Source organism: Shewanella sp. KCT (assembly GCF_007636505.1).
GTDB lineage: Bacteria > Pseudomonadota > Gammaproteobacteria > Enterobacterales > Shewanellaceae > Shewanella > Shewanella halotolerans.
In genome coordinates this window covers 119295-140571 of sequence record NZ_LVDJ01000010.1, presented here as the reverse complement: position 1 = coordinate 140571, position 21277 = coordinate 119295, and the positions used below count along the sequence as shown (strand labels likewise).

Sequence of the window (21277 nt, the reverse complement as noted above, 5' to 3'; positions counted from 1 at the left end):
ATCAAACCATCCGGGTGAGTACCAATTGGATCTGGCCTTTACTATTAAGCCCCTCTTTTACGGCATACCCCTGAGCTCGAGCTTTGGCAATAGCCTGCTGACGAATACTTTCTACTCTTTGTTTTCGCTCTTCTTCCAAACGAATACGCTTTTCCTCAGCTTGAGCGTCAAGATATTGTTGATAAGCAATATTGTACTCGTTGCCCACATTAGCAAGAAAACGAGCAACCGCAGTATAACGTCGGTCGCCAAATCGACTGCCAGAATTGACAATATACTCATCTGAATCATGCATCAGAATCCATCGGTTCTGTTCAAAACGAAATAATTGGCGGCCATTATAGTCTCGGCGATTCGTCAGAATATCTCCAATCTGAAGTTGGTTGCGCTGGCGCCCCCCCATCAGCTCTGAAGTTACTAATTCGGGTTCAGCGCCTACTTTTGTAAGCGCAGTAACAAGCACATCCTCCAAGACAAACGGTGTGGTCGTTTTCATAACTACACTCATCAGGAACGTCCTTTTAAAGATTGAATCTGAGATGTTTTACCGACGAGTTGCTGGTTGTATTCATCTGTTTTTTTAACGCTGCACACTAGGCCTTCTAAGTCCATTAGCTTATCTAACGCTTCCAAACAACTCTCGCCTTTAAAGCCACTTGTTTTCGCTGTGATAGCACTGTCTTCATCTATCGTTAACACAATTTTCTGTTCAGGCATGTACAATCCTTCTATCGCAAACGAGTTGAGCATTTAGTCGCTCAGCATCAATTAGAGCTTGCTGTAAGTGATCGGTGTCAAACAGCACTAAAAAGCGATTCTCCCCATCCCAACGTAATTCAGTCATATCCGCAGGCAACTCTTCATCTGGCCAGCTAAATTCATTTTTAATGATCCTACGATTACATGTTATTCCTAACTGCTTCGCGAACGCATCCTCTGCTTTTATTGGTTGAAACTTAAATGAAGCTCCATGTTCATCAATAGCGCTTTGTACCTGTTGATACTCCCTTTGACTTCGCTCAACGGCATCTTTTACATCCTGAATGTCACGCTCTAATTTTTTCAATCCTTCATGGTAGTCCGCTAACACTCGATCAAAATCACGGTAATGTTTCTTCCAGATTTTCTCTTTAAATGAGGCCTTCCATTTGGATGCATCTTCAGAACTCATTGCTTCTATGGCTTGCTTTTTAGCCTGGTAAAACTGTTGAGCTGCTAATTGCTCTATTGACTGACGTTCATCTATATCTTCCGGCATCGATGACGGCATAAAGTCAGTTAGAGCAATTTTTTCCAACTCGATGGATTCGAGCTGTTGGTGATTTAGTTGTTGAGCGATTTGGGACCACGCGATTTGGAAACCATTGCGGATGTTTAAAGCAGACTCTGCTTTATTTAACTCTAGGTCTGAAAGCGTAGTTTTCCTCTGTTTAACTGCTTTTAACTTGTCATCCAAGCTCATTTTCAATTCAGCCGATTTTTGCTCCCAAGCTTGATTTTGATTTGCTTCATCAATCTTTTGTTGAGTATCTTCACCACGCTGAATAATACGATTTTGAAGCTCGATCAAATGATCGCGATGTAACTCCCTTTCGGCTGGACTTGCTTTGATCACAGACCAATTTTTCAACGCTGATATTTCCTGATTCAAAGATTTCATCGACTGACCTTGACCTAGGAGAAAACCTTTAATGAAACCTCGCAACGTATCGGCAATACCAGCTTGTTTCTGATCAATTTTCTGCTGTAAGGATACCAATGTATCCAACTGTACTAGCCATTCACTTTCAGACTCATCCCACTTTGTGTAGAGCTCATCACGTAGCGCATCATCGGGACAAAATGGAGGAAAGATGTTTACGCTGTAATCAATATACTGAGCCAATAACTCCCGCTGCAACTGCGTCAATGATGACGCCAATTTCTCAGCATCATCCTTTAGAAAGCTTTCTATGCTCTGAGCATGAATATCAGGAAGTGAAATGTTACGAACTTGTTCGACGGTACAAATAAGTTCTACCTGATCAGCAAATTTTAGTCGTTGTTGAGCAGGTAACTTTTGCATTTCAATTGCCGGAAGAAATTGCCAGGCCGCCAATTTAACAGCACGATTATATGCTTCTATTAATCTTAAACTTTGTGAGTAAGACAACTTCAAGCACCAGTTAACACTGGCTAAATCGGTAGTATCAGGTAATAACCAGCAATGCTCGTTAGAAAAGAGTAGCGAGGGAATATAGCGGTCGCTTAACGTAACTCCTTCTCTAGCCTTATCTCTAATCAAGTTAGAGTTTGAATTTAACAGTATTCGAGACTCTACAGCTTGAACCACGAAGTCATTGTTACTTATAGCGCTAATCGTCGGCAGTGTATCACTCAGCCCATCGAGTAATTTGCCATGAAGCTGATACGAATGATTGGTGATTATGCTTCCATCGGGGTTCGCTACACTGCTCTGGCGATTGTTCTGCTTTAAATATTCCGCACTTGTCTCTTCCCAAAACAACTTACAGAAACTACGGAAGCTATCATCAATTTGCTGAGATTCTAAACCAATTGCCCATCCCTCATTCTGAGAGCTTAAAACCGGCGCAATTGAGGTTAACAATAAACCGTGAGCCTTTGTTGTAGCATGATCTCGGATCAACAATACACCCTGTTGAGCAACTCCGCATCTAATTAGGCAACGACCAGACAGCGCCTCAATGGTTAATTGATTTTTTTGCTCATTTCCTAACAACAAATAAATACGCAGCCCTTTATCAGCTTGCTTCCTTAGTGCATCAATTACCTTTGAATCTTTTAGTTGGTCGCATGCAAGAAGCAATGTCTGACGAGCATCGTCGACAATCTGAGCCAGTTGTTGCGAATCAACTAGTGACAATGCATCACTAAAGTCAGCATCGGAGTCTTGTTGAAAAAACACATCAGCCAAGCATTCTTGTTGATAGCTAATTCGAAATTCTTCTTGGCGGGGAACAATCCTTGTCATTAACATTCCTCCATCGAGCAAAGAGCGTTCACTCTATCTCGTAAATATTTTGGCAGTTCTTGGCTCTCTTTAGGGATAAAGGTTGGAGAACCATCGATGACATATCCGCCTTCAGATTCACGAATACAATCCAGTCCTGATGTACATTCCCAGCACCAGACGCGCCCCATATTTATCAAAACCAAATAACGACCATGATTATCGCTATTCTTTTCAAAAAATTCACGTGCCCAATTTTCCGGTAACCGACTAATTTTTCCTTCTTTAGGGGAAAGCGTAAGTAGAAGTCCATCGGTGTCAGGTAAGCAATCAGCGATTGCTGACAAATTCCGATAATGCCGTGATGTATGAACGTAGCGATCAGAATAAATGGCATGATCAATTTCAGCATTACCAACCAATTGTCTAATTAACCCTTTCAATTCCAAAGGTTCGCCATTCATAAAACTGATAGGCATGCGAAGTTTTGTACTTTTACTCGGTGTCAAATCAGCCATCGCTGAAATATGCCAGTACGCTTCAGGAGTTGCTTCTTTAGATAGCGAATTCAGCAAATCACGTTGTTCTTTAAGTGGTAGTTCGAATTCATTCAATGCGGGGTGATCCAACCACGCAGATTGGCGCTTTCGAGCCTCAGTCGATGAACAATAAGACTTTCCATAGTAATCTTGAACCCAGAACTGATGCCAATCATTAGCATCAGTTTGAGTTAGAGGCTGAATAGGAATCCGCACTGCTTGTAACGACTGAAATGTACCACATTCAGCTTCAAGTGAAGCTTGGCTATAACTGCCAATTTGAAAATTTTGTACCGCTGAGGGGTAGCGTTCAACCATTGCCAACGGGACGGCTAAACGACCATCATTTTCTTGCCAATGGCCATTAAATTTTTGGGCGATGCTATTCATTATTACGCTTAATTTGCTGCCATAACCGTCAATCGACAAGCGTATCTCTTCAGGACGAGAATAAGGATTGTTATGATTTCCGGGTTTGTTGTTAAACGAAAGCACATCTAATGAACCAGCCAGTTTAAGAACTGACTGTGAGAAACCAAGCTTCCACTCCAACTCAAGCTGTGAAGTTTTTTGAGCTACACCAATCACCTCGGGGTTTAAAGACACTAATGGCAACGTTTTGTTTTCAAGCTTAGATCTCCTGCTATCCGTTAATTGCTCTTCAAGCACCGCGAGATTAACAGACTCACTCACCGCGAATTCGGAATCGGAGGCATCTCTTCCTTTTTTCAAAATGTTAAAATTGGGTTCAGAGAAAGCAGTATCTCTCTGCATTAATACCGGTCGAGAGCCTAGAAGTGAATCATGGTCGGTGTACCAAACATGGTAAAGGCATCTCTCTTCAGATTCATACAGTCCTGAATCAAGTACAGCCTTCCCTTTCTTGGTAAGTCCCGAATCCCAAAGCTGCTCTTTCTTTAAATATGAACTTAAACGAGGGGAGATTGATACTGTTCCATCTTTTACGGTCGTTAGCAGCGAAACAAGGTCTGGACGCTCACGTAGAAAACATACTTTGGCAATGATTGGATAGCGTTTTAACTTTATAGAACGGCGTAGCGTTAGGAAGAACTGGCTACGTTGAGCTACATTTTCTGGTTTTATGTTTCCACCTTTGGGTGACTTTTCACCTTTTAGCGCAGAGATATTATTAGTCATTTTTTGAATTCCGTTTCTGCTCACCTTTCGATGATCGACTCCCTCGGTTTGAGTGAATCACCTGACAAGATGTTGCCAAATTTTTTAATTCATCAGTACGAGTTTTGGAACTGAAATATTCATAGTGGCCAACGATTACAAGTTGGTACCGAGCTCGAGTGATGGAAACATTAAGCCTGTTAGGTGAATCCATGAAGCCGTCGCGATTCGTATTAACCATCGACAACATCACCACATCTGCTTCCTGCCCCTGAAAGTAATCAACGGTAGCAAGTTTTATAGAGATACCCTTGTACTGAAATCTGGCATACCGGTCTTTGTTATCTGGTAGTTTTTTTAGCGCCTCTCTTAGGGCTTTTTCCTGCCCTTTATAAAAAGTCAGGATCGCAATATCAAAAGGTTCTCCTTTTCTATTTTTAGATTTACCACTGGCCCAATCACAAAAGGCCTTCAACTCCGTAATTAGGACCTGCACCTCTTCTTTTCTGCTATTACCTTGAGGAGCTTGGCCGGGTACATCTATCCACATATTCCGCGAAGAATATCGAGAGAAGTCCCACATTCGATCAGCTGTTGTCTTGCTTCCATCGGCTAAAACACCTTTCGGATAAAACTGCTGTCGAGGAAATTTGGATATATCCGGATGCATGCGATGTTGGTACGTTAACGTCGTATGGCGCCCCGCTTTTTCAATCGCTCCAAACCCTTGATTCAATGTAGTTGGCTCATCATTCTTGCGCTTAACTAACCCATCTCCAGACAAAGCCTCAAGAATCGAAGGGAAAGCAATATTCTTCAAAACATGGATACGACCATCAGCGTTTACACTCTTGGGAAAGAGCCTATTTAAAGTTTTTATATACCGATTGCGTAACCTGTCATTCGAGGAAAGTCGCAGCCAGTATTCTCGCTCTAATCGCCAACACACCTCTTCTGACCATTTAGTACTATCTAACCGATCCAGTAATTCCCTGTTTATATGCGCGGTTTCTTTGTATTCGTTGTTTTTTATCTTAAACGGTCGAGCATTAGTACCACTCACTCTATGAGCGGCGGCATGAGACGTACGCATCCAAGCAGGATGAAGGAGTACAGCATCTGCTGGTAGAAGATACTGAATCTCATTCACCACAACTTCATCCACAAAGCAAAGACCGCATGAATACATATGCCAAGGTGCCTGCTTCAGTGATTCAACATTAACCAGTTGTCTGTCATTTTGTTTTAGACGATCAGAAATTAACAAGATATTTTCTAATCCTTGAGCGTATTGCTTACTGACTCTGCGAGAATTAATTTCAGCTAACAATGCAGCTAACACGACATGCGATACTGGCAATAACATCGGTTGGGCATAAGTAGTATCATTGTGAATACCGCCTCGCAGTTCATCCAACAGCCAACAGGCTTGTTGCACAGCTCCAGATAAATATGTGCCATCGAAATTTTTTCGCGGAGGCTCAAGCATCAGATTATCGAGATTAGCTACGATTTGTTCCCTATCAGTAAATGGTGATAATTGGCGAATGTCGCCAACCAAAACCCATCTTTTAGCAAACCTAGCTGGTACCAAAAACTCTTGAAACGTCGTTTTACTACACTCATCAATGATCATCACATCAAACGGCGGATCACCGCGGTCTAACATGACATCTCGATCGTTAAATAAACTCAAAATTCCGATTGTTGTTCCACAAACGAGATTCGAGGAATCAACCATCAACTGTTTGCTTAATCTTTCACATCCACTTTGCCCTTGAAGTTCCTTAAGCAACTCATCAAACTGAAACTCCTCGACTCCGGTGGCTTTACCCTTATCTCCAATACGCAATGGAAAAATATGTTCTGAAAGAGTCGCATTTTCTTTTACACGCTCTAACACATTGTTAATTGCCGCATGCGTAGATGCAGATAACAACACGCGTTTACCTTGAATAACAAGTTGAATGATGAGTTCTAAAATGGTGGTCGTTTTTCCCGTCCCCGGAGGGCCATCTAAAATAGTGAAGTCTTTATTAGCCAATGCCTTAGCGACAAACTCCCGTTGGCGATCACAACCATCAAATTTAGGGTCAGTAAGCACCTTCCAACTGATTGTTGACTCTTGAACTGGGGGAACATCTGCCCAATTAGCCTTTGCGCGATCTTGTAGTAAATGAATTAATGGCCAGTGACCGCTTGCAGGACGCCTCATCAAACTGTTAATTGCATCTTTCTGACGCTTTAGCTGCGAAGTATCAACACTAACTCTGATCTCGCGTAGTTTTCCTTTCTCGGAAGGGTAAACGCTTTTAAAGCTTTTTTTACCGCGAGTATTAACAGCAAGTAACAACTGGCGCTCTTCAGTTCTGGCACTTATAACCCTATAGCCATCGTCGTTTTTTCGTTGCGTTGGATCAAGAATTTTGACGTTTTGAGTATCATCAAAGAAATAGTCCAGATCAGATTTGCCGCTATCATCAGATCCCTCCTTTTCATAGAGTTGGATCCATTTCTCTTCAACTTTGGAAGACTCTAAAGACCAAGCAAGCTCTGGAAATGAAGGGCAAGTTAATTTATCAACTTGATTTAATTCACTTGTTCCGATGCTTTCAAGTATTAGCTGCTGAGAGTCCGCCCGCATGGACCATTGTTCTAACGCCAACCCAACATTCTGATATTCAAAGTGTGCACAACTTAATTTCGATAGTTGCTGGGCCGTAACGTCCTTAAGTTCATGCTTCTGGATATCTGGACGTTTCGTAGAAAATAACAACCAATCCGAACCATTACGCCTAGCGTGCCACTTTGACAGCATTGAATCGTTAAGAGATTCAATTACAATAAAAGCTGTGTTTTTCCCATCAATAGAGAGATTGCTATTAGGTGTTACATGCCCTTCAACGGAAAGTTGATTTTCGCGCTGCAGCCTAACTTTGAATTCGAAGCCATCGACATGAACAGTACGGATATCATGCATTTGAATGGCTAATGGACGGAGCTCAAGTTGATATCCGCACCATGAAATTTGGTCATCGTTAATTTGTAAATTCGGCAGGTAGAGTTGGAAGTCGGGCGTCGGACGATAACCGTTTTCTGGCACCGTCAGCTCTATGCGTCCCTTTCCTTTTCCTTGATAGATAGGAGCAGCTTCATCAGGGTTGAAATCACCATTAGGTCGCTCTCCGTCAACATACAAAACTTCATACCAACCAACTTGCCCAACATCAATTTCTATCTTACTAACGGGCAATAGCTGCCAAATCCGCTTGTCTGGTGTTAACTTATAACGAGTGTTAGCAATGGGTCTCCACTCACAACTAACCTCTTTGTTCTCTAATGCCTTAATGCTGTTATCGAGATAATGCTTGAAAGGCGTTAACACTTTGCTGGTTTGTTCAGCCAACTCTAAATCTTCGAATGCTAAATTCTGTTCAAGTGCAGTAAAAAACGGATTTACCATAACATCTGGGGATCCTTCCCAAGTTAAAACAACTTACTTAAATAAATGGATTTTCGCCTTCCTGTCTCAGTCGAGGCTTTTTTAATCTTGGCTTTTCTAGAAGTTCCGGTTCTGCTGAGCTGGCCCTTACAGCACGCCCTTTAGCCCATTCTCGGGTATTCTCAATCATTTCGTCCATGGTGAGAGATAAAGGAGATGTAGAGCGAATTGCAGTCATAATGTCGGATTTACTCAGCTGGTGGCCCTCATCAAAAGCAAGGAACATTGCCTCTTTAACAGCCTCCTCCAATTCCGCCCCCGTGAAGCCCTTGCACGCAAAAGCGATTTCTTCCAACTCAATATCAGAAAAATCATCAAGTCGGTTTCGACGTTTAAGATGAATAGATATAATTTCTTTTCGTTCTACTTGTACAGGCAGGTCAACAAAAAAGATTTCATCGACTCGGCCCTTACGAAGTAACTCGGGTGGAAGCTGAGCTATGTGATTTGCGGTAGCTACGACAAAAACGGACTTTTTCTTTTCCTGCATCCACGTTAAAAAAGTCCCCAAAACTCTGGAGGTCGTCCCACCATCAGTGGCCCCCGAACTCTGCATTCCGGATAACCCTTTTTCTATCTCATCCACCCAAAGAATACTCGGAGCCAACGCTTCTGCAGTTTGCAATGCCGATCGGATATTAGCTTCCGATTGTCCGACTATCCCACCGTAAATTTTACCCATATCGAGTCTGAGTAAAGGCAGTTGCCAGGCATTAGCGACGGCCTTAGCCGCAAGACTTTTGCCTGTACCAGGCAGGCCAAGTAACAACACTCCCCTCGGCGCTTCTAATCCAAACTCACAGGCATCTTTGCTAAAAGACTGGCGACGACGATTCAACCAAGATTTAAGATTATCTAGACCACCGATATCATCTAAGGTCGAGACTGGATGGAAATACTCAAGATGACCGCTTTTACGAATCACTTGTTCCTTCTCTTTCACAATGAAAGGGATTTCCGCTTCGGTGAGACGTTTGTAATTACACGCGGCTTTTGCAAATGCCAGTTGAGCTTCACTGGTTGAGAGACCCAATGCAGCTTCAATAAGGGATGAACTTTCCTGATAATCCCGCTCATGGATATGATATCGATCACGGGCCTGCTGCATCAGTTTATTCAAGTTATTCACATCCGGCAGAGGCATGTCCATCACTTGAACTTCTTTCTCTAACTCGGGAGGCAATAAGGGAATAGGCTGCGACAATACCGCGGTTACACCGTTGACCTCTCGTCCAGCAACGGCAATCGCAAAGGCTCGTAGTCGGCTAACGATTGAATATTCATTGAGAAAGTGATGAAAATCCTCTAACAGTATAATGCTATTAGTTACATCATCTTCGTCTTCGTCAAGCAGCCACTCTAAGACCTCTTGAGGCTGGTCTTTATCCGATAACGATGTCCAACCGTTAGTATGAAATTCATATCGTCGCATTCCTTGTGCATTATTCCAAACGTAGAGATTTCTGGTCAACTCAGAAGCAGCATCAATACAACTCGCTCGAATTCGAAGCGTTTCGTTACTGATTACTTGGATGATAGCTGCGGATGCTTGAATATTGACCTTAAAACTGGAGAGGAAATCCATTTATGCTCTAAATCCCTGTTATTGCGTTTCCTTTACACAGATTATTAGCCAATTAACATTTTAATACTACAAATTTTTGAATAGCTTACCAGTTACGTTATGCGCATCTCAAAACACTTCGATGCATTGCCCCATAGGCGCCAAGTTCATCTGTGTTCTTTTGGCTGAAAATCACATTATTGCTTTAAGCTCCCCCCCCTTCATCGACCGGTTCCGAACAGAATCAGATACATCTATAATCAACTAGAGCGGATTATATAGCTAACAAATGCCAAATTGACTTTTTAGACGCCAGTTAAATTTCCAGGATTTTTCACGCTAAAAAATAGTCACATAAAATCATGCGGTTAAAAATATGTTAGAGCCACCTAAAAAGGGAACTGAACCTAAATCATTAACCTGTTGATTTAACTCGTTTTAAATGGTTTTTCTATAGTACTGGTTTTAGTATTTTTAGATTATTACTTTTTTACTTATTACTTACTTATCATAACCATAAACAACAAATACAGATTCCGCCGCCCCACCAACATCAGGTTAGCGATAACCTTCAAAGGCCGCTAAGCCCTTACCAGACGGGTTTAGCGGCTTTTTTGTATCTATCGCTTTTTAAGCGCAGGCAGCAAGTCTATTTACCGGCTTAAAATCAAAGACAAAAAAGCCCCGGCAGGTATTGTCGGGGCTTTTTCATTATCGGTTTAAGACGCTTAGAAGCTAAATCTTAGACACCAATCTCGTGCTTGCACATGAATCACTTAGCCTAGCACTTCACCAGCGACTGCTCGACGCTTTGCATCTGGTTGGCCAGTTGGGCGTAGTCATCCACCATGAAGTTGATGTGTCCCAGCTTGCGATTGGGCTTAGCGGCCTTATTGTACCAGTGCAGGCTGGCATTGCTGCTTAGGGCATCCATTGGCGGTGCAACCACACCTAACAGATTCAGCATGCCGGTCTTACCTATGGCCAAGGTTGCTCCCAGGGCGAGTCCAGCGACGGCGCGAATGTGGTTCTCAAACTGGCAGGTTTGGGCGCCGAGCTGAGTCCAGTGACCGCTGTTGTGCACCCTTGGCGCCAACTCGTTGACCAGCAGCTTATCACCCACCACAAACAGTTCCATGGCGAGCACGCCGACATACTGCTGTGCTTCCAGCAGCTTGGTCATATAAGTTTGCGCTTGCTGCACCATCTCGGCACTTAATCCTCTGGCGGGCGCCATTGAGCGCAGCAGAATACCGTTTTGGTGTTGATTCTCGGTAAGGGGATAACAACTCACCTCACCGCTTGCACTACGCACACCTATGATAGACACCTCAGCATCGAAAGGGATCCATTGCTCGGCTAAGTAATGACCTTGTTTAAGATCAGGTGCAACGCTAGCAAGCTCCTCATCGCTACGCACCACCCATTGGTTCTTACCGTCATAGCCTTCGTCGAGGGACTTTATCACCATGGGATAACCTAAGGTCTTGGCACTCTCCTCGAGGCTGACATCATAGGTAAAGGGCGCGCAGGGAATACCAAACTCGGCTAATAGCTGCTTTTCATGGATGCGGCTCTTGCACTTGGCGATGCTATCGACATTCGGTCTGATGGTGCAGTGGGCTTCGAGCGCACGAACGAGCTCGAGATCCACCTGCTCTTTTTCGACCGTGATCACCTCGGGTGTGCCCAAGGCTTCATAGAGGGCGCTGACACTCTGCCCCGGCTGCCAGTACGCCACAGGGCCGAGGCCCTCGACGCAGCTGAGATCCGTATCAGGGCCGCCATCGGCGACGAAACTGAATTTCAGCCCTAATGGAATGCCCGCCAGCGCCATCATGCGCGCCAGCTGACCACAACCAATAATGCCGATGCGCATTATTCTACCTCCACTGGCACACCTGAGGTTTGGCTGGCACGCCAGTCACATAGACGCTGGGTCAGTTCGCTATCACCCAGGGCTAAAATTTGCGCCGCCATCAGGCCAGCGTTGAAGGCGCCTGAATCGCCAATTGCCTGAGTCGCTACCGCAACGCCTTTTGGCATCTGCACGATAGACAGTAGGCTGTCCATCCCTTTTAGCGCCTTGCTCATCACGGGCACCGCAATCACCGGCAGATGTGTCATGGCGGCCGTCATGCCCGGCAGATGCGCCGCGCCGCCAGCACCTGCGATGATCACCTCGATCCCTTCGTCGGCCGCGCCATGGCTGAAGCTCACCAGACGCTCTGGGGTGCGATGCGCCGATACGACCTGTTTGCTGTAGGCGATCCCCAGGGCATCCAGGACTGTGGTGGCATTTTTCATGGTCGGCCAATCGCTCTGTGAACCCATGATGATTGCTACTCTTGCTTTATTCATACGTGCCTCTTAATTTGATAACCAATAGGTGAACAGCGCATAGGTAGGTATGCCCACCAATACGTTGAACGGAAAAGTAATTGCCAGTGAATAGGTGATAGACAGACTCTGATTCGCCTCGGGAATCGCGACCCGCATGGCCGCAGGCACCGCTATGTATGAGGCGCTCGCCCCCAGCACCGCCAGCAGAGTGGCGCCGCCGCTCGACAGCCCCATCTGTAAGCCAAGAATACTGCCTAGCAAGCCACCGATCAGTGGCATGAAGACGCCGAATGCCAACATGAAGTTACCCATCTGCTTCAGCTCTTTTAGACGGCTTGCGGCAAGCATCCCCATCTCCAGCAGGAAGAGGGCCAGCACACCATGGAACAGGTTGAAGAAGAGCGGGGTCACCCCCTCGATGCGCTCGGCCCAGAAGTAGCCGATGATCAGTGCGCCAACCAGCAGCACTAGGCTCTGGTTGCAGAACACCTCATGGATAAGCGTGCGCCACTTAAGGTTAGTCCCCGAGCGTCTGGCCAGGGCGATACCCACGGCGATGGCAGGGATCTCCAGCAATACCACAAACAGCGGGAAATAGGCCTCGTAGCTTATGCCTTGCGCCTCGAGAAACGCCACGGCCACCGCATAGGTGCCTATGCTGACCGAACCATAGTGGGCGGCAATTGAGGCCGCATCTTCAAGCTTAAGCTGACCGATATAGCGCAGAATGGGAAAGGCGATCAGTGGAATAATCAACCCCATGCCAATCACCAGCAAGGATTGTGGCAGCAGCGCCATGGAGCCATATTTTGACAGAGCCACGCCCCCTTTGAGGCCGATGGCCAGCATGAGGAACAGGGTCAGACTCTGATAGAGCGCCTTGGGAAACTGAATGTCTGAGCGGATCAGTGTGGCTAGCGCGCCCAGGATAAAGAAGGCGATGGTGATATCTAGCTGCATCTTAGGCGCCCTTTACTTGCAGGCGAGTGGTAGGCTTTACGGTGCGGCGCCTATTCGAGAGCTTAGAGGACAGCTTAGCGGCGATGGAGACCAAGGTCAGTGAGATCAGGCCAAGACCGACAACCAGCAGCCCCATACCGTTGTGCCCTTCCCTCATGGTGGCAAACGCCAGCGTGGTCACCACCAGGCCCACGACTAGGCTAAAGAGTGATTGTTTTTCTGCCAGGACAAGCTGAGTTAACTGTTTCATAAGATCCCCCGTTTACGACTGATACCGCGAAAAATTCGGTGTTCTTTTAACTGGAGCGATCTTGCCAAAAACAATTTATATATAAAAATAGATATTTTTATGTTTTTATATAGACAAAAATCTATACATGGAACGACTATGTCCCTCAGACTACAGGCACATCTTGGTACTCTCAGGCAGATGGAGATCTTGCTGGCTGTCTATGATAGCGGCAGCGTCAGCGGCGCCGCCGAGACCCTGCACCTCACTCAGCCCACCATCTCGATGCAGCTCAAGAAGCTCGCCGATGTGATAGGTTTCCCCCTGTATAACATAGTGGGTCGCAAGGTCGTGTTTACCGAGGCGGGGCTGGAGGTGGTTAAATCGGCCACAGAGATCCTCGATAGCTTTGCGAGACTTGAGATGTCGCTCTCGGACATGGGGGAGCTCAAATCGGGTACCCTGCGGCTGGCTGTGGTGACCACCTCGAAATACTTTATTCCCCATCTGCTTGGCCCCTTCTGTGAGCGCTACCCCAATGTCGCAGTGCAGCTCAATGTGGGCAACCGCCAGCAGATCATCGAGCGCCTCAAACAGGGGATCGACGACTTCTACGTGTTCAGTCATCCACCGGCAGATCTCAACACAGAGAGTATCGAATTCTTCAATAACCCCTTGGTGGCCATAGCCCAGGAGAATCATCCCTTAGTCAGTCAGGATGGCGTTTCGTTAGCCGAGCTCTGTGAGGCCCCCTTCTTGATGCGTGAAAATGGCTCGGGCACACGTTTGGCGATTGAGCGTTTCATGGCGAAACAGGGGGTGAAGCTTAACGTCAAGATGACCATAGAGAGTAACGAGGCGATCAAACACTCGGTCATGTCTGGGCTGGGCGTCAGTATTCTCTCGGCCCATACCCTGGCTTTCGGCGGCAATACCGGACTGGCGCAGCTGAATGTGAAGGAGCTGCCGATTAACTCCAACTGGTATTTTCTCTGGCTTAAATCAAAACGTCCCTCGGCGATCGCTCAGGCCTTCTTGACCCATGTGGAAAGCGAGGGACGTGAGATGCTACTCACCGAGCTGGCAAAACACAGGCTTTAGGGTGTTCACACTATCATCTGGGGCTGCCAGCCAGGAATTAGCTAATAAGCTAGAGTAGCTAGCTAGTTACAGAGACTGGCCATTCACAGTTAGCGCAACATCAATGTTGTTGCGCACGGCGTTAGAGTATGGGCAGACCTGATGGGCCGTCCTTACCAGCTCTGCGGCTTGCTCCTGAGATAACTCCTCTGATACCGCCAGCTCAACACTCAGGGCCACGGTAAGGCCGAAGCCACCTTCTGCGCGAGCGCCAATGCCCACCTTAGCGGTAACCGGCGCCTGCGTCAGCTTCACCTTGGCTTCTCTGGCCACATGCAGAATGGCATTGGATAAACACGCGCTATAGCCCGCCGCAAATAGCTGCTCAGGGTTGCTCGCCTCGCCGCTGCCCCCCATCTCTTTAGGATAGCTAAGGGCAATAGACAGCTTACCGTCGTCTGTCGTCACCAGTCCGTTACGTCCGGCGCTCGCAGTGGCTTGAGTCTCATATAAAGTCTTCATGGTCTTTCCTCATTTCGAATAGGTTCATTGAAAGCAAAGTGCTTTTTGCAATTTAGAGTGCACTCTTGATTACGACTCTTGAGTACGACTCTTGAATACGAATAAGAATGCAATTTAAATTGCGCGCAATTCATTTGTGATAGTTATACTCAAAATTTAAATTGCGCACAACTTATTTTTCCGATTTTTCGAAAAGGGATTCGAATTAAGGGCCATTCAAAGAGGCGTTAACCTCACGTGATCGGAGCTGAGATGGGCAGTTATGACTTGGAAAATCTGCTAAGGAGAGGGTTAGAGCAACGCTTGGCCATGGCAGCTAAACGGCTGACGTTGGGATAGCCAATTTCCTGTCGTTAGTCAGATAAAGTACATTGCACTAGCCAACTTTAGTTATTCAAAATAAAGCTCCAATAAATGCTTGCTATTCAAACCTTAATTTGATTAAACTCCAAAATGTAACAACTGAGTAACATTTGTTAACGCTATAAAAATAACCTCAATCAAAAGGACAAATTGATGAGCAAGCTATTCAAATTATCAACACTCGCTATTGCCACCACCTTACTGAGTCAATCGGCCCTCGCCGAAGGGATCGCCGCTAAACTGCAGATGAGCCAAGACAGCTTCAGCAGCGATCAGGACGTGATGGTCACCCTAACCCTGACCAACGAAGCAAACGTTCCGGTGAAACTACTCAAGTGGTTTACGGCGGCAGACGGTGTTGAAGAGTCGCTATTTAAAGTTACCGCTGACGGTCAAGAGCGCCCTTACCTTGGCGCCCACTACAAGCGTCCAGCACCAAGCCATAAAGACTACATCAAGCTAAAATCCGGTGAGAGCATCTCTTATCAGGTAGAGCTATCGTCACTGTATGACATGTCATCCACGGCTAACTATGAGATCAGCTATGATGTCAGCTCTATGCAGCTGTTTGCGCCAAACCCAGGCCAGGCTAAGAAACTGGCTCGCCTTGGCGTAGAAGGCATACACTCTGCCCCAGCGAGCTTCTACCTGGAAGGCCGCGAATTTAAAGGCGGCGCTAACAAGGGCAAGCCAGGCACCGGCGATGGCGGCGGCACCACTCCTGACGGCATCTCTTTCACCGGTCGCTGCAGCAACTCACAGCAGAGTGATATCCTTGCCGGCCTAGCCGCGGCGAAGACAATGTCAGCCGACGCTAACCAGCACCTGGCCACCGCCAGCAGCAACTCACAGCGTTACAGCACCTGGTTCGGCGCTTACAGCTCGTCTCGCTGGAACACGGTAAGCAACAACTTCAGCAAGATCGATAGCGCGCTCAACAACGAGCCACTGACCTTCGACTGTAGCTGTAAGAAGCAATACTACGCTTATGTTTACCCCACTCAGCCATACAAGATTTACATGTGTAATGCCTTCTGGTCTGCCCCAACGTCGGGTACTGACTCTAAGGGCGGCACCATCATCCATGAAACCAGCCACTTCAACGTAGTAGCGGGTACAGATGATATTGTTTACGGTCAGAGCGGTGCGAAGTCACTGGCGATCAGCGATCCTTCACAGGCGATTCAAAATGCTGACAGCCATGAATATTTTGCTGAAAACACGCCTAACTTAAACTAATCTATTTCTTATCTTTCTTGTCAATCTAAGGGCGGAATTATCCGCCCTTTTTTTTGTTTAGCTAATGCCAAGGTTAACGCCTATGTTTACGCCACTAAGGTTTCTGTCACTTAGTCTCTTGCTACTTTGGACCATAAGTATGAATAGCCTCGCACATCAAGCGCTACCCACGTGTCGCCTCATAAAGGCGGAGCAAGACAATACCCTCACCTTCGAGATAACTGCGCCGTCAAACACCAACTGGTACCTGCTGAGCTGGCACAGCCCCTTCGATGCCTGGTTTAGCAAGTTTCTGACCCTGACCGACCTGAATAACCAACAGACGCTTGAATATCAGGGCGCACTCGCCAAGCGTGGCGAGCCAACTGATGAGGACTATCTACTGCTGCCTGCGGGCGAGTCCTTGAGCGTCTCGCTGCAACTGGCACAGGCATTTGTTATCCCACCGGGTCGTTATCAGGCTAAGCTTAGCACCTTAACCCTCTATCAAGACCTGAGTGACAAGACGCATAGCACTGCCCTTGAATGCCCGGCGCTCGAGGTCAACCTGCCTTAGCCTCAGATACGCATAAGCCGCTACTCGCAACGGCCCTTCACGAGAGCCCTTATCTACAAAAGCACTTATTTACAAAAGCACTTATTTACAAAAGCACTTATTTACAAAAGCACTTATTCAAAATAGTCCAGATGCAAAAAAGCCACCCTATAGGTGGCTTTCTCGTCTCTTCTGCCTTTTAGGCTTAGACCAACTTCATCTCCTGGATGATCTCATGGGCAATCTCAGGTGTGGTACTTACCGGCTTTTGATGCAGATCTGCCTTCAAATGGCCTTTTCTGTGCTTTAACGCCGCATCCAGTTTTTTGGCGGCATTAGTGATAGCAGGATACATGATATCGTCACTCCCAGAGGCTGATATCCGGCTACCTTCGTAATTGGTACTGAGTTCGACCTGAAACTCTCCGTGCTCTTTAGCAATGATGACATCGAGTGAAATGAGCGTTGGGAAATGGGTCGCGATTTTGGAAAACTTTTGATTCACATGCTCTTTTATTGAATCGGTAATATCTACGTGATGACCAGAAAGATTTATTTTCATAGGTTTTCCTTTTTAGGATGACTTCAATAATGAACTTGGGATGAGTGAAAGAAAAAACAAGGGGCTGAAGCACTTTTTTTTCAATTGACGCCTATATAAGCATGGGCGAAATCCAAGTAAATCTCCATTCAGTGTCTACTAATATGTACTCTCCATACTGGTTAAAAGCAAGCGGCTAAAACAGGATATCAGGCATAAACAGGCGGTTTTGGCCATAAATTCCACAAAGTAAACAAAATTTAATCAATCTGTCTTTATGACGTCATCTTCATGCTAGCCCGCAAACCTAAGAGTAATTTTAGGAAACAGCTTTACATGTAAATACGAATGAGAACTTCTCGCAACAAGTATAGAATAAGCTAACCCTTAGTTCATAAATTTATCCATAGTGAATACAAGCATTTCTCCACGCCTAACGTCATTCGAGCGAGACCTCTCCCCCAAAGCTTCGGTCATCGTGCGCCTGTTGGCCTCCCTGCTGGGTGGGTACGGCGTGGCGGCGATCGTCTGTATGCTGCTGGCACAAACCCTGCCCCTTAGCCGTCTCGATGCGGTGCTTATCGGCACTATGGTCTCCTTTAGCATCTTCGCCATGATGATCATCCGCCTCTTTAGCCTCAGGTCTCACCTGCGCGTGGTGCTGGAACCCGTGGCGCTTTGCAGCCTGCTCTATGGCCTCACACTCGTTTTAGGTTAATCCCATGAAAGAGACTTTTTTCCGCTCCATGACCTGGCTGCACACCTGGGCCGGCCTCACCGTTTGCTGGCTACTACTGCTTATCTTCTTCGCCGGCAGCCTGAGCTATTTTCGTCACGAGATCAGCCTGTGGAGCAAACCCGAACTACACAAGTCTGTCTTTCAAGACTATGACCAGCAGCGAATTGGTCAACAGATCGCAAAGGGCCAGGCCTATCTGGCCAACAAGGCCCCCGACGCGGCGAGCTGGACCATCTCCTTCCCGAGTGAGCGCAAGCCTTACCTCAGCTTCGGCTGGGCGGACGAGCCTAAAAAGGGCGAGCGTCGCGGCAAGTTCCATGAGCATGTGGTCAACCGGGATGGTCAGCAGATGATCACCGAGATCCGCGACTCCCGAGGTGGCAACTTCTTCTACCGCCTGCATTTTGATCTGCATTACCTGCCTGTAGTGGCCGCGCGCTGGATAGTGGGGCTCGCCACCATGGAGATGCTGATCGCCCTGATCAGCGGCGTGGTGATCCACAAGCGGATCTTTAAAGACTTCTTCAGTTTTCGGCCGGCTAAAGGCAGTCGCTCCTGGCTCGACGCCCATAATGTCAGCGCCGTGATGGCCCTGCCCTATCATCTGATCATTACCTACACGGGTCTCATCACTCTGATGTTCATGTTTATGCCTTGGGGTGCATTGCAAGAGTACGATGGTGACGTGCGCGCCTTCAGGGCCGACCTCAACCCCGCCCGCATTCAGACAAAACCCAGCAAAGAAGCGGCGCCGCTCATCGAGGCCGCTAGCCTGCTACCTCAAATAGAACAGCAGTGGGGCGCAGCGCCACTGAAGCAGGTAAGCATCAGCGCGCCAGGGAAAGATAACAGCCGCATCAGCTTCACCCTCAACAGTGAGCAGACGGTGACAGATAGGCGTAATCTGTTGATTTTCGACGGAGTAACGGGTGAACTGATATCTAAGGCTAATCCGGACAGCGCCACCTACAAGACCTACGACACCCTGATGGCACTGCATACGGCGCGCTTTGCCGACTGGGCCTTACGAGGTTTCTTCTTCCTCTGCGGCCTGCTGGGCTGCACCATGGTCGCCACAGGCACGCTACTGTGGGCGGTAAAGATCGCCCAGAAACAACAAAAGGCGATTCAATCTGGCACCAAGCCGACAATCGGCCTCAGGCTAGTGGACGGGCTCAACATCAGCTTCATCTGCGGCCTTCCCCTCGCCACCGCAATCTTTTTCTACGCCAACCGTCTGTTGCCACTCGATATCGGCGACAGGGCCCAGCGTGAGGTGGACACCTTCTTTATCACGCTGGCGATCATCGCCCTGGTCGCCCTGTGGGATGGCCTTCGCGGCGCGAAGTCCTCACGTCGCTGGTGTCAATGGCTGTTGCTGGGCGCCCTGGCCTATGCGGCGCTGCCGCTGGTAGGCGCCGTCACCTCGGGGCAGAGTCTGCTCGCTAACATAATTGACAATCAGTGGACTCTGGTAGGCTTCGATATGGTCAGCCTGCTGTTTGCCCTGGCACTGGGATTTGCCGCCAGGCAGGTTAGGCAGTCAAAGCTAATCAATCCGCGCCAAAGTGCCACCAGCCCGAGAACAGGCACGGCAAGAGCTGGCAGGGCCAGCAGGCCCAATACAGCCGCTGCTATTCGTGAGACAAGGGACGCCAGCTTAGAGGAGGCGCGTTAATGAATATATCCATCGGCCTAGCCCTTTGCCTATCCCTTTGTTTGGCCTTTATCGCCTTTGGCGCGCTGGCACTGGCCATGTTCAGCCACTTCAAGAGCTGCTTCAAGCGCCCACCCACACAGAGGCAACAGAGGGCGCTTACCCTGACAGGCTGGGCCTCACTCGCCTTAAGCTTTCTCGCGCTGCTCGGCCAATATGAAACCGCCTACGCGACGATTTTGCTATTCGGCGTGATGAGCGCCGCGGCGCTGGCGGTTATCTTGCTGCTTAGCTATCAGGCAAAACGCCTGCCCGCTAGCATGGCCGTTGCCGCCGTACTGGCGCTGGGTGACTTTAGCCTACTTGTTTAAATTTCATTCAGCCTGGATACAGCAGCATCTGTTTATTATCTGCTCAGCAAACACTATGGCGCCTGATGACACTCCTGATAGACAGGCGCCAAACAGCAAGGGCAGATACCATGCGAATTTCACCTGCGGCGGCCTATCAGAGATGGACGCGCCAACTCCCCAGCGATAAGGCTGCGATGACCAAGAGTCGTGGTGACGATCACCATAGACAACTCGCAAACGCCGCCGAACTAACTCAAGACAGAGTCACGCTATCGCCACTCGCGCTAAAGCTAAGCGCTCTCGACCAGAGTGCTCTTAATCACAGCAGTCTTGACCACAGCACACTTGAAAAAGCGGCGCAGCGGGATGCGGCATAGCGCCTTCTAAGGTTTTCAAGCTTTCCCCAAACATTTTCAAAGTTTGCTATAGTGGCCGCATTCTATTTCGCATTCCAGTGGGCCCGACAGCATGTCTTTTTCGGTTACCGTCTCTTGGCCACCAGCCACTCATGGTAGCCATCACACTGCACAAAACTCAAAGCCTCTGCAAAGAGAGCCTCTAGCTAGCGACTCTGGTACAGGCGCCAAGCAGATAAGCCGGGATCACCAGCTTAGCTTCGCCAGCGGTCAAGTCGTCGCAGGTTCGGCCGCCCCCGAGTATCTGGGTAGCCAGGAAAAGGTCAATCCTGAGGAGAGTCTGCTTAGCGCCCTGGCGGCCTGCCACATGCTGAGTTTTCTCACCATAGTGGAGAAGAAGCGTCTGACGCTGCTGAGTTATCGCGACGAGGCAAGGGCCGAGCTGGGAAGAAATGAAAAGGGGCAGATGGCTATCACCCACATAGCACTTACCCCTGAGGTTAAAATGGCGCAGCCACTGAGCGAAGAACAGCTAGCTAAGCTGCATGCCCTCGCCCACAAACACTGCTTTATCGCCAACTCACTGGCCAAAGAGATAGCCATTGAGATAGCGCCTCGCCAAAAGTGCTAGTGCTAATGTCTCTAAT

Annotated in this window: 20 protein-coding genes; 8 read left to right on the top strand and 12 right to left on the bottom strand. The window is 47.7% G+C overall.

Translation table 11 applies throughout. The features are described from left to right. Window position 1: 1 nt before the first annotated feature. The 10 genes from AYI87_RS14865 to AYI87_RS14820 form a co-directional block, all read right to left on the bottom strand. Window positions 2-508, bottom strand: coding sequence for a hypothetical protein (locus AYI87_RS14865; protein WP_144203400.1), 507 nt, complete (start codon window positions 506-508; stop codon window positions 2-4). Then, window positions 508-717: a DUF2997 domain-containing protein gene (locus AYI87_RS14860; RefSeq protein ID WP_144203398.1), complete on the bottom strand. Its 210-nt coding sequence runs from the start codon at window positions 715-717 to the stop codon at window positions 508-510. Before AYI87_RS14860 ends, AYI87_RS14865 begins: the two co-directional genes overlap by 1 nt. Then, a complete protein-coding gene (locus tag AYI87_RS14855; protein ID WP_144203397.1) occupies window positions 710-2992 on the bottom strand; it encodes a hypothetical protein in 2283 nt (760 codons plus the stop codon). Before AYI87_RS14855 ends, AYI87_RS14860 begins: the two co-directional genes overlap by 8 nt. Continuing rightward, complete coding sequence (locus tag AYI87_RS14850) at window positions 2992-4668, bottom strand: hypothetical protein (RefSeq protein WP_144203395.1); 1677 nt, start codon at window positions 4666-4668, stop codon at window positions 2992-2994. Before AYI87_RS14850 ends, AYI87_RS14855 begins: the two co-directional genes overlap by 1 nt. Then, the gene (locus AYI87_RS14845) at window positions 4661-8110 is read right to left on the bottom strand and encodes an AAA domain-containing protein (RefSeq protein ID WP_144203393.1); all 3450 of its coding nucleotides are present in this window, start codon (window positions 8108-8110) and stop codon (window positions 4661-4663) included. Before AYI87_RS14845 ends, AYI87_RS14850 begins: the two co-directional genes overlap by 8 nt. Window positions 8111-8147: 37 nt before the next feature. Further along, window positions 8148-9734 carry an AAA family ATPase gene (locus AYI87_RS14840; RefSeq protein ID WP_144203391.1) on the bottom strand — a complete coding sequence of 529 codons (1587 nt, stop codon included), beginning with the start codon at window positions 9732-9734 and terminating at the stop codon, window positions 8148-8150. Between the two features lie 760 nt (window positions 9735-10494). Continuing rightward, complete coding sequence (locus tag AYI87_RS14835; RefSeq protein ID WP_144203389.1) at window positions 10495-11592, bottom strand: 5-(carboxyamino)imidazole ribonucleotide synthase; 1098 nt, start codon at window positions 11590-11592, stop codon at window positions 10495-10497. After that, window positions 11592-12074, bottom strand: coding sequence for a 5-(carboxyamino)imidazole ribonucleotide mutase (gene purE / locus AYI87_RS14830; RefSeq protein WP_144203387.1), 483 nt, complete (start codon window positions 12072-12074; stop codon window positions 11592-11594). The genes AYI87_RS14835 and purE overlap by 1 nt, the downstream gene beginning before the upstream one ends. 9 nt (window positions 12075-12083) lie before the next feature. Continuing rightward, window positions 12084-13016, bottom strand: coding sequence for a sodium-dependent bicarbonate transport family permease (locus tag AYI87_RS14825; RefSeq protein WP_011865049.1), 933 nt, complete (start codon window positions 13014-13016; stop codon window positions 12084-12086). 1 nt (window position 13017) lies between these two features. After that, entirely contained in the window at window positions 13018-13266 is a 249-nt protein-coding gene (locus tag AYI87_RS14820) for a hypothetical protein (protein ID WP_144203385.1), read from the bottom strand. 138 nt (window positions 13267-13404) lie between these two features. Here AYI87_RS14820 and AYI87_RS14815 point away from each other — a divergent pair, with 138 nt between their 5' ends. Further along, window positions 13405-14346, top strand: coding sequence for a LysR family transcriptional regulator (locus tag AYI87_RS14815; protein ID WP_144203383.1), 942 nt, complete (start codon window positions 13405-13407; stop codon window positions 14344-14346). A 66-nt stretch (window positions 14347-14412) separates the two neighbouring features. Here the strand turns inward: AYI87_RS14815 and AYI87_RS14810 are convergent, their stop codons facing one another. Further along, on the bottom strand, window positions 14413-14847 hold the full coding sequence (locus AYI87_RS14810) for an organic hydroperoxide resistance protein (protein WP_144203381.1): 435 nt from the start codon (window positions 14845-14847) through the stop codon (window positions 14413-14415). A 516-nt stretch (window positions 14848-15363) separates the two neighbouring features. Here AYI87_RS14810 and AYI87_RS14805 point away from each other — a divergent pair. Together AYI87_RS14805 and AYI87_RS14800 are read left to right on the top strand one after the other, a co-directional pair. Next, window positions 15364-16449, top strand: a complete 1086-nt coding sequence (locus AYI87_RS14805; protein WP_144203379.1) for a M35 family metallo-endopeptidase — start codon at window positions 15364-15366, stop codon at window positions 16447-16449. A 139-nt stretch (window positions 16450-16588) separates the two neighbouring features. Then, on the top strand, window positions 16589-17005 hold the full coding sequence (locus AYI87_RS14800; RefSeq protein WP_144203377.1) for a hypothetical protein: 417 nt from the start codon (window positions 16589-16591) through the stop codon (window positions 17003-17005). Between the two features lie 184 nt (window positions 17006-17189). Here AYI87_RS14800 and hpf read toward each other — a convergent pair whose 3' ends face one another. Next, a complete protein-coding gene (gene hpf, locus AYI87_RS14795) occupies window positions 17190-17546 on the bottom strand; it encodes a ribosome hibernation-promoting factor, HPF/YfiA family (RefSeq protein ID WP_011865043.1) in 357 nt (118 codons plus the stop codon). 388 nt (window positions 17547-17934) lie between these two features. On the opposite strand from hpf, the gene AYI87_RS14790 reads away from it, so the two are divergent. The 5 genes from AYI87_RS14790 to AYI87_RS14770 all read left to right on the top strand — a co-directional run bounded on the left by AYI87_RS14790 (window position 17935) and on the right by AYI87_RS14770 (window position 21261). Then, entirely contained in the window at window positions 17935-18243 is a 309-nt protein-coding gene (locus tag AYI87_RS14790; RefSeq protein ID WP_144203375.1) for a hypothetical protein, read from the top strand. A gap of 4 nt (window positions 18244-18247) precedes the next feature. After that, window positions 18248-19942, top strand: a complete 1695-nt coding sequence (locus tag AYI87_RS14785; protein WP_144203373.1) for a PepSY-associated TM helix domain-containing protein — start codon at window positions 18248-18250, stop codon at window positions 19940-19942. Then, window positions 19942-20292 (top strand): DUF3325 domain-containing protein, encoded by a 351-nt coding sequence (locus AYI87_RS14780; RefSeq protein ID WP_144203371.1) that lies wholly within the window; start codon window positions 19942-19944, stop codon window positions 20290-20292. The genes AYI87_RS14785 and AYI87_RS14780 overlap by 1 nt, the downstream gene beginning before the upstream one ends. A 110-nt stretch (window positions 20293-20402) precedes the next feature. Beyond that, window positions 20403-20651 (top strand): hypothetical protein, encoded by a 249-nt coding sequence (locus AYI87_RS14775; protein ID WP_144203369.1) that lies wholly within the window; start codon window positions 20403-20405, stop codon window positions 20649-20651. A gap of 91 nt (window positions 20652-20742) precedes the next feature. Continuing rightward, a complete protein-coding gene (locus AYI87_RS14770) occupies window positions 20743-21261 on the top strand; it encodes an OsmC family protein (RefSeq protein WP_144203367.1) in 519 nt (172 codons plus the stop codon). Window positions 21262-21277 lie beyond the last annotated feature (16 nt).

Coding starts and splice junctions, on each gene's coding strand:
- AYI87_RS14865 (WP_144203400.1), bottom strand. CDS start 508: ATGAGTGTAGTTATGAAAACGACCACACCGTTTGTCTTGGAGGATGTG.
- AYI87_RS14860 (WP_144203398.1), bottom strand. CDS start 717: ATGCCTGAACAGAAAATTGTGTTAACGATAGATGAAGACAGTGCTATC.
- AYI87_RS14855 (WP_144203397.1), bottom strand. CDS start 2,992: ATGACAAGGATTGTTCCCCGCCAAGAAGAATTTCGAATTAGCTATCAA.
- AYI87_RS14850 (WP_144203395.1), bottom strand. CDS start 4,668: ATGACTAATAATATCTCTGCGCTAAAAGGTGAAAAGTCACCCAAAGGT.
- AYI87_RS14845 (WP_144203393.1), bottom strand. CDS start 8,110: ATGGTAAATCCGTTTTTTACTGCACTTGAACAGAATTTAGCATTCGAA.
- AYI87_RS14840 (WP_144203391.1), bottom strand. CDS start 9,734: ATGGATTTCCTCTCCAGTTTTAAGGTCAATATTCAAGCATCCGCAGCT.
- AYI87_RS14835 (WP_144203389.1), bottom strand. CDS start 11,592: ATGCGCATCGGCATTATTGGTTGTGGTCAGCTGGCGCGCATGATGGCG.
- purE (WP_144203387.1), bottom strand. CDS start 12,074: ATGAATAAAGCAAGAGTAGCAATCATCATGGGTTCACAGAGCGATTGG.
- AYI87_RS14825 (WP_011865049.1), bottom strand. CDS start 13,016: ATGCAGCTAGATATCACCATCGCCTTCTTTATCCTGGGCGCGCTAGCC.
- AYI87_RS14820 (WP_144203385.1), bottom strand. CDS start 13,266: ATGAAACAGTTAACTCAGCTTGTCCTGGCAGAAAAACAATCACTCTTT.
- AYI87_RS14815 (WP_144203383.1), top strand. CDS start 13,405: ATGTCCCTCAGACTACAGGCACATCTTGGTACTCTCAGGCAGATGGAG.
- AYI87_RS14810 (WP_144203381.1), bottom strand. CDS start 14,847: ATGAAGACTTTATATGAGACTCAAGCCACTGCGAGCGCCGGACGTAAC.
- AYI87_RS14805 (WP_144203379.1), top strand. CDS start 15,364: ATGAGCAAGCTATTCAAATTATCAACACTCGCTATTGCCACCACCTTA.
- AYI87_RS14800 (WP_144203377.1), top strand. CDS start 16,589: ATGAATAGCCTCGCACATCAAGCGCTACCCACGTGTCGCCTCATAAAG.
- hpf (WP_011865043.1), bottom strand. CDS start 17,546: ATGAAAATAAATCTTTCTGGTCATCACGTAGATATTACCGATTCAATA.
- AYI87_RS14785 (WP_144203373.1), top strand. CDS start 18,248: ATGAAAGAGACTTTTTTCCGCTCCATGACCTGGCTGCACACCTGGGCC.
- AYI87_RS14780 (WP_144203371.1), top strand. CDS start 19,942: ATGAATATATCCATCGGCCTAGCCCTTTGCCTATCCCTTTGTTTGGCC.
- AYI87_RS14775 (WP_144203369.1), top strand. CDS start 20,403: ATGCGAATTTCACCTGCGGCGGCCTATCAGAGATGGACGCGCCAACTC.
- AYI87_RS14770 (WP_144203367.1), top strand. CDS start 20,743: ATGTCTTTTTCGGTTACCGTCTCTTGGCCACCAGCCACTCATGGTAGC.